Annotated in this window: 15 protein-coding genes; 3 read left to right on the top strand and 12 right to left on the bottom strand. The window is 33.3% G+C overall.

What is annotated here, in order from left to right:
- Nucleotides 1-32 precede the first annotated feature (32 nt).
- The 8 genes from ABFR62_00440 to bshB1 all read right to left on the bottom strand — a co-directional run bounded on the left by ABFR62_00440 (nt 33) and on the right by bshB1 (nt 8795).
- On the bottom strand, nt 33-776 hold the full coding sequence (locus ABFR62_00440; protein ID MEN8136884.1) for a glycosyltransferase family 2 protein: 744 nt from the start codon (nt 774-776) through the stop codon (nt 33-35).
- Nucleotides 777-802: 26 nt separating this feature from the next.
- Nucleotides 803-1357: a WcaF family extracellular polysaccharide biosynthesis acetyltransferase gene (locus tag ABFR62_00435; GenBank protein ID MEN8136883.1), complete on the bottom strand. Its 555-nt coding sequence runs from the start codon at nt 1355-1357 to the stop codon at nt 803-805.
- A 57-nt stretch (nt 1358-1414) separates the two neighbouring features.
- Nucleotides 1415-2548 carry a glycosyltransferase gene (locus tag ABFR62_00430; GenBank protein ID MEN8136882.1) on the bottom strand — a complete coding sequence of 378 codons (1134 nt, stop codon included), beginning with the start codon at nt 2546-2548 and terminating at the stop codon, nt 1415-1417.
- Nucleotides 2545-3783, bottom strand: coding sequence for an ATP-binding protein (locus ABFR62_00425; GenBank protein ID MEN8136881.1), 1239 nt, complete (start codon nt 3781-3783; stop codon nt 2545-2547). The genes ABFR62_00430 and ABFR62_00425 overlap by 4 nt, the downstream gene beginning before the upstream one ends.
- Before the next feature lie 113 nt (nt 3784-3896).
- The gene (gene asnB, locus ABFR62_00420) at nt 3897-5741 is read right to left on the bottom strand and encodes an asparagine synthase (glutamine-hydrolyzing) (protein MEN8136880.1); all 1845 of its coding nucleotides are present in this window, start codon (nt 5739-5741) and stop codon (nt 3897-3899) included.
- Nucleotides 5741-6772 (bottom strand): glycosyltransferase, encoded by a 1032-nt coding sequence (locus ABFR62_00415; GenBank protein ID MEN8136879.1) that lies wholly within the window; start codon nt 6770-6772, stop codon nt 5741-5743. Before ABFR62_00415 ends, asnB begins: the two co-directional genes overlap by 1 nt.
- A complete protein-coding gene (locus ABFR62_00410) occupies nt 6769-8016 on the bottom strand; it encodes an O-antigen ligase family protein (GenBank protein MEN8136878.1) in 1248 nt (415 codons plus the stop codon). The genes ABFR62_00415 and ABFR62_00410 overlap by 4 nt, the downstream gene beginning before the upstream one ends.
- 62 nt (nt 8017-8078) lie before the next feature.
- Complete coding sequence (gene bshB1, locus ABFR62_00405) at nt 8079-8795, bottom strand: bacillithiol biosynthesis deacetylase BshB1 (GenBank protein MEN8136877.1); 717 nt, start codon at nt 8793-8795, stop codon at nt 8079-8081.
- Nucleotides 8796-9300: 505 nt separating this feature from the next.
- Here bshB1 and ABFR62_00400 point away from each other — a divergent pair.
- Nucleotides 9301-9435 carry a 30S ribosomal protein THX gene (locus ABFR62_00400; GenBank protein MEN8136876.1) on the top strand — a complete coding sequence of 45 codons (135 nt, stop codon included), beginning with the start codon at nt 9301-9303 and terminating at the stop codon, nt 9433-9435.
- Between the two features lie 59 nt (nt 9436-9494).
- On the opposite strand, the gene ABFR62_00395 is transcribed toward ABFR62_00400, so the two are convergent.
- Nucleotides 9495-10199 carry a hypothetical protein gene (locus ABFR62_00395; protein ID MEN8136875.1) on the bottom strand — a complete coding sequence of 235 codons (705 nt, stop codon included), beginning with the start codon at nt 10197-10199 and terminating at the stop codon, nt 9495-9497.
- A 53-nt stretch (nt 10200-10252) separates the two neighbouring features.
- Nucleotides 10253-11014 carry a peroxide stress protein YaaA gene (yaaA, locus tag ABFR62_00390; protein ID MEN8136874.1) on the bottom strand — a complete coding sequence of 254 codons (762 nt, stop codon included), beginning with the start codon at nt 11012-11014 and terminating at the stop codon, nt 10253-10255.
- Nucleotides 11015-11364: 350 nt separating this feature from the next.
- Between yaaA and ABFR62_00385 the strand changes: the two genes are divergently transcribed.
- Nucleotides 11365-12231 (top strand): hypothetical protein, encoded by an 867-nt coding sequence (locus ABFR62_00385; protein ID MEN8136873.1) that lies wholly within the window; start codon nt 11365-11367, stop codon nt 12229-12231.
- A gap of 83 nt (nt 12232-12314) precedes the next feature.
- On the opposite strand, the gene ABFR62_00380 is transcribed toward ABFR62_00385, so the two are convergent.
- Both ABFR62_00380 and glmM read right to left on the bottom strand, forming a co-directional pair.
- Nucleotides 12315-13820: an aminotransferase class V-fold PLP-dependent enzyme gene (locus tag ABFR62_00380; protein ID MEN8136872.1), complete on the bottom strand. Its 1506-nt coding sequence runs from the start codon at nt 13818-13820 to the stop codon at nt 12315-12317.
- A 43-nt stretch (nt 13821-13863) separates the two neighbouring features.
- The gene (glmM, locus tag ABFR62_00375) at nt 13864-15258 is read right to left on the bottom strand and encodes a phosphoglucosamine mutase (GenBank protein ID MEN8136871.1); all 1395 of its coding nucleotides are present in this window, start codon (nt 15256-15258) and stop codon (nt 13864-13866) included.
- 179 nt (nt 15259-15437) lie between these two features.
- On the opposite strand from glmM, the gene ABFR62_00370 reads away from it, so the two are divergent.
- A complete protein-coding gene (locus tag ABFR62_00370) occupies nt 15438-16844 on the top strand; it encodes a tetratricopeptide repeat protein (GenBank protein MEN8136870.1) in 1407 nt (468 codons plus the stop codon).
- Nucleotides 16845-16987 lie beyond the last annotated feature (143 nt).

Here is a 16987-nt window from a genome sequence, read left to right as displayed (position 1 = left end):
AAGCTCCATAGAAGCGGAACAAAATCAACAAACTACAAATATTGAGAAAGCTTTCTAAGAGGCTTGAATATCAGAGTGAAAAAATATGGCTTTATGTTATTTACCTTCCAGGCTTTTCTGTCCTCCATATTCGCAAACAATCTGTGTTTAAAAGAAGAATTACTTAGTCCTCCAACCCTCATTTTCACCGTTACCCTTGGCAAATAGCCCAGCTTAATTTTATTTTTGTGAATAAAGCGCAGCATAATCTCATAGTCGGCCGCACTTTTAAAATCAGTATTAAACTTTCCGTACCGCTTATAAACTTCCTTTTTCACAAAAAGAGTAGGATGAGGTGGCATCCACCCCCATTTAAACTTATCATCATCATATTTACCGGAACGCCATTCCCTGATAACTTTTGATGAATCTGTTTGTGAAATATAATCCAAATCAGCATAAACGGCATCCGCTCCACCGTTTTCAAAAAGGTTTACAACTTCAGAAACAACATTTTCATCGGCATAAAAATCATCGGAGTTTAATATAGCAATAACATCCCCGCTGGCTTTATTCAGTCCTTTATTCATGGCATCATAAATACCATTATCCTTCTCAGAAATTACTGCTTTTTCTCTTAAAGAATGTTTTTCTATTTTTTCGAGTGTAGAATCAGTAGAACCTCCATCAATAAAAACATGATCGATATTGTGATATGTCTGATCATTCACCGATTTTATAGTATCCATAATTGTATCGGCACTATTGAAAGAACCGGTTATTATAGAAACCCTGATATTTGTATCCGTATTTTTGATAGCTGCTAATTTATTTCTCTTTCTTTTATAAAAACTGCGGGGTTACCACGATAAATTGAATATTCGTTTAAATCATTACTTGCTACTGAGTTCACAGCTAAAACTGAGTGGGATCTGCAAACAACTCCTCCGGCAACTACAGACTTTGCCCCTATCCAGACTCCTTCCTCAACTCTTATTGGATCGGTGATAAGATCAAAACCGATCTTTTTATAATCATGATTGCCACAAAGCAACATTGCTCCCTGCGATAATACTGAATTATCTCCAATTTCCACAAACTCCAAATTGTCGATCCACACATTCTCGCCAAGCCAAACAAAATTACCCGCCTTTAATTTCCATGGATATTTAATATTTACTCCCGGCTTAATTACAACTCCTCTTCCTATTTGAGCACCAAATAACCTCAACAAGAATACTTTTAATGAAGATATTGGGTTTAAGGGGTTTATAAAAAATAAAACATTAACAATATACCATAGTATCTGAATGATTTTACCTTTTCCTATTTTAAAGGTTCCTGTTGTATAGCTCTCTAAATTAGTTTTATTTCTCATTTACATTAAACATTTAAACCTGCAACATACGCATATTAAGTAAACAATCTGAAGATTTTAATTTACCGGGTCAATATTAAACAAATATCTGTATTTCTCTTTAAAATTGCCCATTTCAAAATAATCTTTGGCAAAATCGAGTGAGTCCTGTCTCATAGAGATCAATTCTTCTGTCTTTATTGAATTTAATATTTCTACCCATCTTCTATCTTCCAATGGCAGATCAAAACCAACATTCCTTTCTTCTAAATTCTTCCACGGAGTTTTATCAGAAATTATAACAGGTATTCCATTTGCCAGCGCTTCAAATATTGCATGTCCGAAATTTTCACCCAGGGTTGGCAGAATAAAAAGATGATATTTTGGAAATATATCAGAGATATTTTCAGGAGCTACCTCCCCCTGATATTTCACTTTTACATTCTCGGGCAATGTTTCAATTATATTTAAACACTCTGCCCAATAAGCTTTATCTTTTATAGGCCCATAAATATCCAACTCAATTTGCCTGCTGATATTTTCCTTCAAAATATTCAGTAGAAAATGTAAATTTTTCTTTTCCGAAATTAATGAGAGGTATAACAGCCTTAAAGTACTTCTTTCTTCCGTTTGTTGTAATTTATTTGTCGGACTAACAGGTACATTCTTTACTTCTAAAATATTTCCTGAATGAAATAGTTTCTTAATATCTATTTCTTCCTGATTATCGGTAGCATGCCAATAAATATTCTTAAATAACCCTATAGCTTTTAATAAGGAAAAATATAGTTTTTTCTTTATCGGCTTGTTCTCAATTGCTCCATCCTGAAGCATTCCTCTCGGAGCTACAATCACCTTAGACTTAATTTTTTCGGCCTTCCAAATTGGATATAAAAGAAATTGAGGAACAAAAATAGAATTGATATATATTACTTCAGGACTAAATTCATCTATCAGCCCTTCTATTTTATTCTTTTTTAGTGATTTTTTTCCCGCGTAAAAAACTCTTGCTTTTTCTTCCCAATTATTCCAGTCATCAGATATAATCCCGGGAAGTTCATCTTCTGAATTCATATCGTGATTGAAACATACAATTCCAATTTCGTATTCGGAATGTAAAAGTTCTACCAGATTTCTTATTGAAGTTACCGGACCACCCCCTCGTTTTGCAGGAAGGAAATATTCCGTAAAAATTAAAAGGCGTTTACTCATAATCCGATTTTTGCAATTAAATGCGCCGGTAAATAACGAATATCATCTTTACCGGACTTGTTTAAATCAAGGTTTATCAAATACGATTCGTCAAAACCATGCTCTTTGTTAAAGTTCTTAATACTTCGGGTATTAATTTCTTTGTCCAGCTCTCTGTATTTAGCTTCAAAACTAATTTTATGAAATGGATCATCCACAACAAAATCAACTTCGGCTCCGTCTTTTGTCCTAAAAAAATTGATATTATATGGTCTCAGGCTTTTTAGTATTTCGAGATACACAAAGTTTTCAAATAATGCACCATTATCTACCCTGATATCAATATCATTGAAACTATTGTATATTAAATTTCGCATACCCAAATCGAAAAAGAACGTTTTATTCATTTTTAAAATTGTCCCCTTTCTGTTGCTATGATAAGGCTCAAGTGCCTTAATAATATACATCTGCTCCAGTAAGTATATATACTCTTCAACTTTAGCGTACGGAATACGGGTTAATTTACTCAGCTCATTAATATTGGTAAGATTAGCTGTCTGCGCTGCCAGAAACCTCAACAACTTGTTAAATGCAACTGATTCTTTAAGCTCAACAAACTGTTTTACGTCGCGCATTAAATATGTTTTATAGATATCGTTTAAAATATCTATTTTCTGCCGTGTTTTCTTTGCTAAAGCAACTTTTGGCAACCCTCCATATATTAAATATTGTTTTAAATAATCCTTTATAGCGGGGTTTATTACTTCAGACTGAGTACTTATGTCATATTTCAAAAACTCCCGATGTAATTCTTCATCTTTAAACATAAGATACTCCTCGAATGATAAAGAGTATACATCAATCATTCTCACCCTTCCCGCCAATGATTCTTCAACCTTTTGAATTATGTCTACACTGGAACTGCCTGTTACGATAACCTTTAGTTTTTTGTGTTTATCGGTAAGTACTTTAAGCGTAACTGATATGTCTTTTATATATTGAAATTCATCAATCAGTAAAAAACCATCCATTTCCGGATTTAAATTTGTTTTAAGATATTGCTCAATTAAAATTAATTGAGAAAATAAATTTGAATCACTATCGCTTTGACCATATAGAGTCACTTTTGCTTTACCCAATGACAGGCCTTCCATTATTGTAGTCTTACCAACCTGCCTTGCACCAATAAGGACAGTAATAGCAACAATGTCTATTGATTCATAAATTTGATTTGTATAATATGTGCGTTGAAACATGGTATATTTTTTCTAAACAATATCAAATATATAAAAAATATCGCGATATTTTTACGAGTTTAATGAAAAATATCGCGATATTATTAAGTGGTGTTTGAAAAATATCGCGATATTTATAATTTAAAGTCTTGTTTGTTGATGTTTTTTAACCAATAAGCCAATACTACCAGACCCCAAATACGGGTCCAATAAACGCTTCTATCACCTTTTAAAAATCTAATCCACAAATCATAGACCTCTGCATAGTTGAACTCTTCAAAGTTTTCAAGTTCTCTTAAATTTTCTTCTACGAAATTTCGCAGTTCATTTCTCAGCCAATTATCCCAGGGAAAAACAAAGCCCATCTTTTTTCGATTAACAATATCGGGTGTTAAAATACCGGGAAATGAATCTGTTAAAAGCTTTTTTGGACTTGAAGGATATTTATGTTTATCGGGTATAGACAAAACATATTCTACAAGCTCGTGATCCATAAACGGAACCCTGACTTCCAGCGAAGAAGCCATACTCATCTGATCGCTGTCTCTCAAAAGAATGTGCTGTAAATATGTATCTATTTCGTTTACCGACAAATTATTTAACAAAGACGATTTATCATAGTAAGTAATCTTACTTTCAAATGAAGTATTAAGTAATTTACTAATCTCATCATCTGTTGCCTGTTGTCGAAAAGTGGGATAAAGTTCATTGATATTCCAATTTTGTGTTTGCAGCCACTTAGAAACTTTATTTAATTCTGTTTTTGATGATGATGAAATTGTTTTTGATATAATTCTTCTTAGCGAAAGAGGAATTTTATCTACATACTTAATTTTATCAAGAAAATGTGCCTGCTTAAACTGGGGATATCCTGCAAAAAGCTCATCACCTCCAAGTCCTGAAACAGCCATTTTTATCCCATGCTCTCTTGTATGTTTAGAAACTACATAAGTATTTATTCCATCCGCAGAAGGAGAATCCATAAACGATAAGGCATCGTCAATTTCTGCTAAGAGGTCATTAGGCGATAATTTAATTTCAGTGTGATTTGTATTATACCTTTTAGCAATATTTTCGGCATAAACAGACTCACTAAAATCTTTCTCCAAAAAGTTAATATTAAAAGTATTTACAGGCCCCGAACTTACTTCTGACATTAAAGCAACCATTAAACCGGAATCAATACCTCCGGAAAGGAAAGCCCCGAAAGGCACATCAGATACCATTCTTTTATCAACGGAATTACTCAATAACTCTTTAATATTTTTCTTTATTGCAGGATAGCTTTCCGTACTTAGGTTTTTCGTACTGCTATTTATCTTCCAATATTTTTCTTTCCTAATACCGTTTTTATCTATACATATACATGAGCCGGATTCCAGTAGATTAACATCCTTTAAAATAGTATCAGGCGAATAAATTGTCTGAAATTTAAGATAATTTGAAAGCTGTTTTCTATTAAGTTTAGCCTCTACCAGCCCCGAAGACAGGATTCCTTTAATCTGAGATGAAAAAATAAACATCTCATTATCACGGTAGAAATACAGAGGCTTTATACCAAGTCTGTCACGGGCAATAAATAACTTTTCTTTTACACTGTCCCAAATTGCAAAGGCAAACATTCCGTTGAAGTGGTCTACACATTTTTCTCCCCATTTATGATATGCTGCAATTATCACTTCTGAATCGGAATTTGTTTCAAATGGGTAGTCCAGTTTAGTTTTCAGCTCTTTGAAGTTGTAAATCTCTCCGTTAAAAACAAGCACATACCTGCTATTTAAACCGTATAATGGTTGATTGGCATTTTTCGAAACATCAATTATAGAAAGTCGTCTATGGCCTAAAGCAATATTCTTTTCAATAAAGATCCCTTCTGCATCCGGACCTCTATGAACTATAGAATCATTCATCTTTTTTAGACGAATAGCGGCATCTGAAACCCTATTATTAAATGAATATATTCCGTTAATGCCACACATCAATTACCCTTTTTGCTTAGTACTTTATTCAACTGTTCAGACCAATATTCATTAGAAATATTCTTAGATAATTTTTCACTTTGGAGACTCATTTTTTTCATATTATCTCCATCGGGTAACATAAACTTCTTCATCTTTTCTTTAAGGTCATAAATATTCCCTCCTTCAAACAGGTATCCATTTTCATCGAGAAACTCTGTACCTGCACCTACTTTATTTGACAAAATCATTGGAAATCCTGCCGTTGCAAACTCATGTACAACAACCCCCCAGGGTTCAAAATGACTTGGCAAAACAAAAACACCTCCTTTGATTTCTTTTGCTATATCGCCGGGTTGAAGGAATCCAAAATGTTCAATATCTTCATCTATCACCCTCTCATCCCATAAATCGCCTGTCCCGATACATTTTAATTTCCAATCGTTGGGGTACTCCTTTTTTAACTGAACAAATGCAGTCCATAAATCTTTTATTCCCTTGTGTTCAATGTATCGCCCTACATAAATAAAACTCTTTTCAGGCACATAATTCACTTCCTTAAAAATGTTGAAATTAGCAACATAGAAACCGGTAAGTATTTGCTCTTTTGAAAAGCCTATTTTCTCAGCATAATGTTTTTGGGGACTTCCGGGCACCCAAATATTGGAGAATACTCCTTTAAGATATACAGAGCCAACAATCCTTAAAATATATTGTTTAATACTTCCTTCCCAATGGTTATCCATCGTAAGTATAGTCGGGATTTTTTTTGCGTAATTTTTTGAAATCCTGATATAATCCTTATCCATCCAACCGGCACAAATAACTGCATCAGGTGTGAGATTTAGAGTAAATTCTGTCAGCGATTTATTATTGAACGATTCTTTACTATAAAGCCTGATACTTTCATTTTTTGAGAACGCAAATGGCGCTTCAGAGTTTATTGGCCAATGAATAATATGAAACTCCGCATTATAGTTATCTGCGAAATACGCAAAACTATTATAAATATAATCGGCCAATTCGGTATAAAGTACTAGTATTTTCTTCACTTACCCCTTTTTTGAACAATGTTATACTTTTTGATGTTTTCGTATGGAAAGGTAATTCCAACCAATAACCAAAAAAATGCTGCCATCATGGAACCCGCAGAATACACATACCCTTCGCCAATAAAATGTATAGCAAAGAAAGCAAAGATTGATAGTTTATATATTTCACTTTTATATATCTCTTTCCAGAACTTTCGGTTATTGAATAAAAAATAGAAATACCAAATAAACATTAATAACCCGAAAACACCTGTCATAGATAATATCATTAAATACCCTGAACCGGGTTCGATCCTTCCTCCTAATGAATTTTCGGATTTAATTAACAAGTCGTTCTGAGCAGAAAAACCCACCCCAAAAACCGGATTCTCTTTAAATTCCCTAATTCTATCCTCCCACAGCATTTCCCGGGAATTATTCATCCCCTTCTCCACTAAGCCTTTATCTATTGAACGTTCAACTTTTTCAATACCATCATCTATTCTCGAAAATATACTTAGTCCAATAAGTATAATAGTCATCGAATAAATAATCCGAAATTTAAAAGGCTTGACAAATAAAAACATCATTCCGGCAATATATCCTGCAAATGCCAATCGCGATGAAGCGAATACAACTACTAATCCCGATATTAAGGAAATAACTAAGTAGTATAAGCTTAACTTTTTGTTTCCGGCAGAAAGGTAATTGTAAAAAGAATAAATACCTGCAATTGCAGCAATAGGGCCCAATACCATACTTTGATTCATTAACCCTGCGAAATTCCCCCTACCTATAGCCGGCAAGCCAAATAACTTATACAGAAATGAGAGAAGCGTAATTATCACAAAACTCTTCAAAAAATATTGTAAAACCTTATATCTTATCTTTAATAATAGTTTTCCGGAAAACATTGGACCAATACTGGCTAATAGTAACAACCATAAAACCCATCGTATTCCTGAGCCATATTTTGCATCAACATTATTAACGGTTAAGCTTATTGCTGTTCCTAAAATTAATAGTGCCGTTTTCGACTGAAAGGAGAATTTTGGATACGAAGAAACTAATATTAAGCCCATACTTCCATATAATGCAACCTGAATAATTACATTCAAAAATGGAAACATCATGAGAAATATGGAGTTATTTAAAAATTGAACTACAACAAAAAATAAAGCAATTAAGGATATTTTTTTTTCCAGAATCTTACTTTCAGCCGACTTTACCCTGATATTTATTTTTTGTTTTATTTCTCTCTCCATGATTTAGCGGGTAAATGTACTTATTGACTTCTATTAAAAAAAATTGAAATCCTATAATTACATTATTTCAAATCGAAAAATGAATCAACCACCGGATATCTTTCAACTTTAAAACCCTCCGCATATTTAACCCCCGATACTCTTCCTAATTCTGAGGCTATATGTTTTAATCCGTCTAAAAATTGTTTCCCCGAAATTGGTGTCTCAGGTTCTTTAGAATTTGGGTCAAAAAACTGAGACTTGTATTGTTGAATAGCTTGCATCTTCTTATCCATAAATTCACTAACATCAACAACAAAATCAGGATCCAAATATTTCCACTGGATATAGCTGTATACATGCTTAGGCTTCCATTTTTCCTGCTCCTTATTATCTCTATATGTTTTTACTTTAACAAGGCCCGATAAAAAACAGGAAGCAGATGCAAGTTGCGACGCTTTTGGATGGTCGGGATGCCTGTCGTCTATTGCATTTATGAGTACTACCTCAGGTCTGTATTTTCTAATTACTTCAACAATTTTTAACTGGTTTTCTTTTGTGTTTTCAAAAAAACCGTCCTCTAACAACAAATTCTCCCTTACCTGTATCCCCAAAACTTCTGCCGACTTCTGAGATTCTACATCACGAATTTCAGCACTCCCCCTGGTTCCTAATTCACCTCTTGTTAGATCTAATATCCCAACCTTCTTTCCGGCTTCTATTTCTTTTGCCAATGTTGCTCCGGCTCCTAATTCTACATCATCGGGATGCGCACCAATTGCTAAAATATCAAGTTTCATTTACACGTATTATTTATTCTGACAAATACACTTCTGCTAATACTAAATTACAACAATTAAATATACAGACTTAATCCATTTATTTTCAAAAAAGATTGATTAGTTATCACATTATTATAATGTTAATCATCTATTACCTGCATCTCTACCTAATAATATAATTTTTAATGTACATTTGCGCTTATTTAGATTAAATAAACAATAATGAAGGTTAAAAAATCAAAAAAAGAAAAGGCAAAAAAGCTTAAGTGCTGCGAAAAATACCTTGGTAAAAAAGGTAAATATTGCAAAAAATGTCCTTTATTATAGTTACTACCAATAAGATTTCGACCCTCTGACAATCATCCTCATTAATTAACTCAACATTACATATCAAGATATAATAACTCCTCACAGGCATTATAAGCTCTGTCATACATTATTGAAGCTAAAAATCACCAATATTAATTCAATTAGTTAATAATATTATATATATTTAAACAACTAATCCTTAAAAACATATATTATGGGTAAAGGTGATAAACGAACAAAAAAAGGAAAAATCACAAAAGGTACTTATGGTACCAGAAGACGTCCTAAAAATCAGGATATAAAGGATCCCAGAAAGCACCCAACAAGTTATGCCCCTCCTGAGGAATAAAAAAAAAGACAGGTTTGAAAATTCAAACCTGTCTTTTTTTTATGAATATATATTTTCTTCTAGTATAGATTATACATTATCCCAATATTAAAGCTATTAACATAGTCGGTATAACCGGAAGCTGTTTCCAATCCATCAATTTTATCACTAAACGATCTTTGTACAGTAAATTCACCAAACACATATACAAATCTGGTAAGTTTAAATCTGGCACCGACAGAACCCTTTAAAGCAAAGGCAAATCCTGAATCATTAATAATTCCTTCATGCCCGTCTCTCGGATTATAATATGCGGGGAAGGCCATATCAGACTCTACCGTTGGCATATAATAATGAACATTAAATCCGGCGGATACATAAGGAGTCCAGGTACTACGGGGATAATAAATTCCAAAGTCCCTGAACGACACTTCACCCTGTGAACCCAGAGTAATCATCTGTGTTGTTCCGGTCATTGCATCAAACGCATCCTCTACTCCTTCAACCTCATCCCAGTTTTTATGAGCACTTTTAATATATGAATATCCTAAATTATTTCTAATAGCAAGACGGGTACGGATAAACTGCATATTATGGAAGATATTTGCCTCTACTCCTGATACATTCAGGTAGTACTGATAATTGGCTTCTTTACCCCAATCACCATTAAATAAAGTTGGTCCTATTGTACCTCCAATCTCATGATAAGTGCTAAACTGTGCATAAGAGTGATTTGCAAATATCGATAGAATAAATACAAAGAATAGGTTTCTAAATTTTTTCACGTGATTATTATTTTGGATTGAATTAGTTTATTTCAATAAGCTAAAATACAATATTATCTAGTAAAGATAAAAGTTTTTTCATCAGAAATTACAGAATCGTACCTATAGCCTCCATAATCAAATGCTTTTATATTCTCTAGATTCTTATCAATTTCTCTTTCAGCCAGGTACCTCACCATCATACCCCTGGCCTTTTTAGCAAAAAATGATATTGTTTTTAACTTTCCATTTTTATAATCTTTGAATACCGGGGTAACTATCTCTGCTTTCAGCATTTTTTTATCCACCGATTTAAAATATTCGTTACTCGCAAGGTTGATTATAACATCATCCTTCTTTAACTCAGAATTCAATTCTTCAGTTATTGTACTACCCCAAAAATCATATAAATTTTTACTTCCGCTTACCGAAAGTTTTGTTCCCATTTCCAGTCTATAAGGCATAATCATGTCCAAAGGCCTGAGAATTCCGTATTGACCGGACAATATTCTTAAATTATTTTGCAAATAACTTATTTGACTACTATTAAGTGATTTTGCATCAATTCCGGAATATACATCCCCATCAAAAGCAAATAGTGCCTGTTTTGTATTTTCCTCAACAAAATCTTTAATATACTCCTGATTTCTACCCCAGTTTAATTCGGATAATTTATCAGAAATATTCATCAGTTCAGAAAGCTCCTTTGGCGATAAATCCTTTAGAACTTTAGCAATTTGCCAGGCTTCGTCTTTAAACTTTATGTCTGTTTTTGCATAATCATTCGGAAATTTTTCAAAATTCAAACTTTTTGCAGGCGATATTAATATTTTCATATGTATATAATTTTATGTTTTGGTCATACCTGCCTGACTGCATCATGCAGGCAGGTGGTATCCCCATTTATATTCATCACGCTTGGTCTCGGCTAAGCCGAGATGGGGATTTCATAAATTCATATTTATTTAAAATAAAAGATGGTACAATATAGAGCATTACTACAGCAATAATAAGTAAAATACTATATATTCGTCAGGATAATTGCACAGAATTAATTTCAAAGTTATACGATGCATCATTATTTTTATTTTGAAAACTGTAGCTAAAAAATTATCTCAATTACATTTATGCTAAAAAAAAACTCTATAAAACAGTTTTCCTGTTATAAACTGTAAAACAACCTATTATGAAAAATATAACCAAAATTATTGTTGTTGCCTTAATAGCGACATTTCCTCTCCTAAACTCATCTTGCGACAAGGATCCGTTAGAAAGCTATGATGTAAGTCTTGAAGAAGCAAAATCAGTGATGCTAACTGAAGCTATGTTGAATTTATCATATATTGATGTATTCAATACTGCTATAAGGGCCGGTGCTTTTGCAGATGAAGAACTTAAAAAAATGGCAAAAATGAATAACACCGCTATAGAGGATATTCTTGGTGGAGAAATGTCAATTTTAACTGAAGATGGTCAGCCTAACCTTCCGGCCACAATTAAAATTGATTGGGGAGCCACAAACAAGAAAGGCGATGATGGATTTAACAGAAGAGGGATGATGATTGCCCGATTAAGTAATTATTGGTCTGAACCAAGCTCTACAATAACCATAGAGTTTAAAGATTATTATTTCAATGACTATAAAATTGAAGGTGAAACAGCATTTACTTATGAAGGAGGTAATTTATACCATCTAACAATAATCAATGGTAAAGTTACATCACCGGAAGGAAAAATTGCAGAAAGAAATTCTGACACATATATGAATTGGGCCGAAGGTTCTGATACTAAAATGGATATTACTGATGATGTATGGGAGCTTTACGGGGTTATAGGTGGAAAAACTACCGAAGAACTAGAGTACACAATGTCAATTTCGGCTGATACTCCTTTAAGTAAGGCCACATCATGTAAATACCCGAATTCAGGTATTAGCAACTTTACCATCAAGGGAATTAAATTCGCACTTGATTACTCATTCGAAAATAGTGAATGTGATAATAAAGCTACCTTAGATTTTTATGGTTTGAAAAAGGAAATAGTTTTTAATTAAATTACTTCCAATAATAAACAAAAAACTCCCAATTTTACTTGGGAGTTTTTTTGTTCTACGCTATTGTTATTTTATATATGATCTTATAATACAATGTCTCTCACCTTTTTTGCCGGCTCAAACCATTCATCTACCATTTCATTCTCATATCTTTTGTAACCTTTGAAATCAAATTCATTAGTATGGGGATCGAACTCATAATCTTTGATTAACTCAGAATGATTTTCCGCAACATCTCTGATAGAGTCACAGATATATTTCACTTCGTCATTAGTCATTGTTGGATGAATCGACATTCTAATCCAACCCGGCTTATGTGTTAGGTCTCCACTATCAATTTCACAGGTAATTGAATTTGATTTTTCCTTTGTAACATTAAGGAGGTAATGTCCATAAGTACCTGCGCACGAACATCCTCCGCGAACCTGAATACCAAACTTGTCATTTAAAACCTTCACACCAAAATTATAATGCATATCTTCGATGTAGAACGATAATACCCCTAGTCTGTCTTTGTGCTGACCAGCCAACAATACCATTCCCGGAATAGTTTCAAATTCTTTATAGATAATATCCAAAATCTCGTGTTCACGTTTTAAAATATTATCAACTCCCATCTGCTCTTTTAGCTTAACCGACAGAGCAGTTCTTATTGTTTGTAAAAAACCCGGAGTTCCGCCATCTTCTCTATCCTCGATATTATCGTGATACTTGTGCTCTCCCCAGGGATTAGTCCAACTTACAGTTCCACCTCCGGGTACATCAGGCACAGCATTTTTGTATAAATTTTTATTGAAAACCAATATTCCCGAAGTTCCGGGACCTCCCAGAAATTTATGCGGAGAAATCATAACCGCATCCAGGTGTGACTCCTCATCGGGATGCATATCTATAGAAACATAAGGGGCAGAACACGCATAGTCAGCAAAACAAAGTCCGCCATTTTGATGCATTATTCTGGCTATTTCATGAACAGGGGGTTGAATCCCCGTTACATTGGAACATGCCGAAACAGATGCAATTTTTAATGGTTTATCCTTATGCTTTTCTACCAGTACTTTTAAGTCCTCTAAATCAACCAGTCCATCATCAGTTGCTTTTATTACTTCTACCCTTGCAATCGTTTCTAACCATGAAGTTTGATTAGAATGATGTTCCATATGAGTAATAAAAACCACCGGCCTTAAATCTTCAGGTATATCAGTATATTTAGATAAATTTTCTGCTACCTTCAAACCTAAAATCCTTTGGAATTTATTGATAACACCGGTCATACCATTTCCGGTAGAGATCAGAATATCATTCTCATCAGCATTTATATGCTTTTTTATAATATCCCTTGCTTTGTGATAAGCAATCGTCATAGATGTACCGGTGATACTTGTTTCTGTATGGGTATTACCAACAAAAGGCCCAAAAGTATCTTTAATTTTATCTTCAATATCCGAATACAGCCTTCCGCTTGCAGTCCAGTCGGCATAAATTATTTCCTTTTCTCCGAACGGAGATTTAAATTTTTGATCAATTCCGATTATCTTTTCTCGAAACTCCCCAAAATAATGCTCCAGCTTAGTATTATTGTCGTTCATTTAATAATTTTTGTAAAATTGTAAAGTATTGTGAAATATATAATTAGAGAATTCCTGCTATGGTAGCAAGTTCTCCTAAAAAACGTTCAGCTAATTTATCTGCTTTTTCCTGAGATTTTGCTTCAGTATATATTCTAATAATTGGTTCTGTATTTGATTTACGCATGTGCACCCACTGATTATCAAAATCAATCTTCACCCCATCAACAGTACTTACTTCCTCCGACTTATATTTACCTTCAATCTTCATTAAGATATTATCCACATCTATTTCGGGTGTAAGCTGTATTTTATTTTTACTCATAAAATATTCGGGATATTCAGACTTCAATTCAGTACAGGAAATATTTTTCTCTGCTAAATGAGAAAGAAAAAGTGCTACTCCTACTAAAGAATCTCTTCCGTAGTGTAATTCAGGATAAATAATACCACCATTACCTTCTCCTCCAATTACCGCATCAGTACTTTTCATTAGTTCCACTACATTTACTTCGCCTACAGCCGAAGCATTATGCAAAGAACCATGATTTTTAGTCACATCTCTCAATGCTCTTGATGATGATAAATTTGAAACAGTATTTCCATTTGTCTTAGAAAGTATATAATCTGCTACTGCTACTAAAGTGTATTCTTCACCAAACATAGATCCATCTTCAGAAACAACAGCTAAACGGTCAACATCAGGATCAACTACTATTCCTATATCAGCCTTTTCTTTTATTACCAGTTCCGAAATTTCAGTCAGATTTTCTTTTAAAGGCTCAGGGTTATGAGGGAAATGCCCATTAGGCGTACAATATAATTCAACAACATCTTTAACCCCCAAAGCTCTTAATGTTTGTGGTATTGAAATTCCTCCGGTAGAATTTACTCCATCAACTACTACTTTAAAATTAGCTTTCTCAATAGCCTTTTTATTCACTAATCCTAACTTTAGAATTTCATCTATATGTTTTTGGATATATGAATCATCTTTTTCAATTGAACCTAAATTGTCGACTGAAACAAAATCGAAATCGTCATTTTCGGCAATTTCAAGAATTTTCTGACCATCACTACCACTTAAAAACTCACCTTTTTCATTGAGTAATTTTAGAGCATTCCATTCTTTAGGATTATGAGATGCCGTAAGGATAATTCCTCCATCAGTCTTTTCTAAAATAACTGCCATTTCAACTGTCGGCGTTGTTGATAACCCCAGATCAAGAACATCTAACCCGACACTTTGTAAAGTAGATACAACCAGATTCTGAACAATTTCGCCCGAAATTCTGGCATCCCTACCTACAGCTACACGCAATTCCGTTTTATCGGAATTTCGTTTTAACCATGTTGCATACGAAGCCGCAAATTTAACGACATCAACGGGTGTAAGGTTTTCTCCAACTTCTCCTCCTATTGTTCCCCTTATTCCAGAAATAGATTTTATAAGTGCCATATTATATCTTTTCAAATAATGTTAAGAGAGCAAAGATAACCTTTTGCTAATAATAAAAAACTCACTTTTATCATATAGAATTTGTTAATTACTATGTTGATAATAAATTGCGACAAATTTAGTACAAGTGTTAGTTTGTCCTATTTTTATAATTGAGAAAAATTTAGAATTTAGAGAATATGGGATATAATATGGACGATGAAAGAAAGAGTTTAGCAGATGAATTTGAGTCTAGCTTTTCTTCCGGTAATTTAAAGTATTTCGACACTCATGAATTTATCGAAATCATTGATTTTTTCTTAGACCAAAACGAGACTCAAAAGGCTGAAAAAGCAATTAACAATGCTCTAATCCAGCATCCTAACTCTACCTCTATCAGTATTAGAAAAGCAGACTGGCTATTTGAAACCAATAACTTTGAAGAAGCAGAAAAAGAGATTGACTATATACTGGAAATAGACACAAATAACTCTGAGGCTAACGAGTTAAAAGGAGACATATTAATACATCAGGAAAATCCTGTTGAAGGAATATTACATCTACAAAAAGCTCTTGTTTACACAGACGAAAAATTAGAATTACTTTCTAAGATTGGTGTAGAATTAATCCAAATTGACCAACTTAACAAAGCCCTACAATTTTTTCTAAAAATATTAGACGAGGACGTTTATGATGAGGCTGCTCTATACAACAGTACATATTGTTATGAATTATTGAATCAGCCCGATAAGGCTATACAGTTTCTGAATAAGTATATCGACAAAAATCCTTACAGTCAAATTGCATGGCACCAGTTAGGAATACAATATAAAGCCCTTGAAAAGTACGAAAATGCTATTTGGGCTTTTGATTATGCTACTTTAGTTGATGATGCCTTTTTAGGTGCATTTTTCGAAAAAGCAACCTGTTTGGAAGCGACTGACAGACACCACGAGGCAATAGACATCTATAAAATGTCGCTTAAAATAGCTGATCCTACAGCATGGGCCTACTACAGACTGGGGGATGCTTATGCTAAGATTGGTGATAGTGAAAATGCATTGACAAACTATTTTAAAGCCATTCATGAAGATCCTATGTACGGAAAAGCATGGCATAAAATAGCTGTAACTTACAATAATAACTCACAGCCGGAACAAGCGTTGGAATTCGCAGAAAAAGCTGTAGAAATAGAGTTCGACAATAAAGATTTTAATAGTTTACTGGCCAGATTATTTCTAAAACTTTCTAATTATGAAGCTGCAGAAAACATCTATGAAAACCTGATATCCTTAGAAGTAGAAGATTCTGAAATATGGATAGAATATGCCATATTATTAAAAACATTAGGCTATGAAGATGATGCCATTGAGTTATTACTAAAGTCTTTGGCTTACTTCCCAAAAAATGCAGAAATACTATATAGGTTAACCGGCTGTTTATTCAAAAAGGACAAAGATTTAGAGGCTATTGATTTATTACGTGAAGCATTAAAACTCGACTTCAATAAAAAGGATATACTAAAACTTAACTATCCTATAATATTTAATAGTGAAATAGTACAGGATATGATATTTGCACATAAGTTTCAAAGAAAATTTTTGTGAAAATACTCAATAATGACCTTTGTTATTGCAGATTTTCACCAAAACTAATAAGTACACCTAACCTATCTAACCACCTAACCTTATATTTGAATACAGGTTGATATAAAAAATATACACGTAAAAAAACCATCTCAAAATGAGAT

The organism is Bacteroidota bacterium (genome assembly GCA_039714315.1).
In the GTDB taxonomy this organism is placed as follows: domain Bacteria; phylum Bacteroidota; class Bacteroidia; order Flavobacteriales; family JADGDT01; genus JADGDT01.
Note: the sequence above shows the minus strand (reverse complement) of the source record. Positions and strands in the feature narration are given on the sequence as shown.

What these genes read in the sequence shown, in the direction of transcription:
- ABFR62_00385 (MEN8136873.1), top strand. Translation starts at nt 11,365, where the DNA reads ATGAAAAATATAACCAAAATTATTGTTGTTGCCTTAATAGCGACATTT.
- ABFR62_00370 (MEN8136870.1), top strand. Translation starts at nt 15,438, where the DNA reads ATGGGATATAATATGGACGATGAAAGAAAGAGTTTAGCAGATGAATTT.
- bshB1 (MEN8136877.1), bottom strand. Translation starts at nt 8,795, where the DNA reads ATGAAACTTGATATTTTAGCAATTGGTGCGCATCCCGATGATGTAGAA.
- ABFR62_00380 (MEN8136872.1), bottom strand. Translation starts at nt 13,820, where the DNA reads ATGAACGACAATAATACTAAGCTGGAGCATTATTTTGGGGAGTTTCGA.
- ABFR62_00435 (MEN8136883.1), bottom strand. Translation starts at nt 1,357, where the DNA reads ATGAGAAATAAAACTAATTTAGAGAGCTATACAACAGGAACCTTTAAA.
- ABFR62_00430 (MEN8136882.1), bottom strand. Translation starts at nt 2,548, where the DNA reads ATGAGTAAACGCCTTTTAATTTTTACGGAATATTTCCTTCCTGCAAAA.
- ABFR62_00410 (MEN8136878.1), bottom strand. Translation starts at nt 8,016, where the DNA reads ATGGAGAGAGAAATAAAACAAAAAATAAATATCAGGGTAAAGTCGGCT.
- yaaA (MEN8136874.1), bottom strand. Translation starts at nt 11,014, where the DNA reads ATGAAAATATTAATATCGCCTGCAAAAAGTTTGAATTTTGAAAAATTT.
- ABFR62_00400 (MEN8136876.1), top strand. Translation starts at nt 9,301, where the DNA reads ATGGGTAAAGGTGATAAACGAACAAAAAAAGGAAAAATCACAAAAGGT.
- ABFR62_00425 (MEN8136881.1), bottom strand. Translation starts at nt 3,783, where the DNA reads ATGTTTCAACGCACATATTATACAAATCAAATTTATGAATCAATAGAC.
- asnB (MEN8136880.1), bottom strand. Translation starts at nt 5,741, where the DNA reads ATGTGTGGCATTAACGGAATATATTCATTTAATAATAGGGTTTCAGAT.
- glmM (MEN8136871.1), bottom strand. Translation starts at nt 15,258, where the DNA reads ATGGCACTTATAAAATCTATTTCTGGAATAAGGGGAACAATAGGAGGA.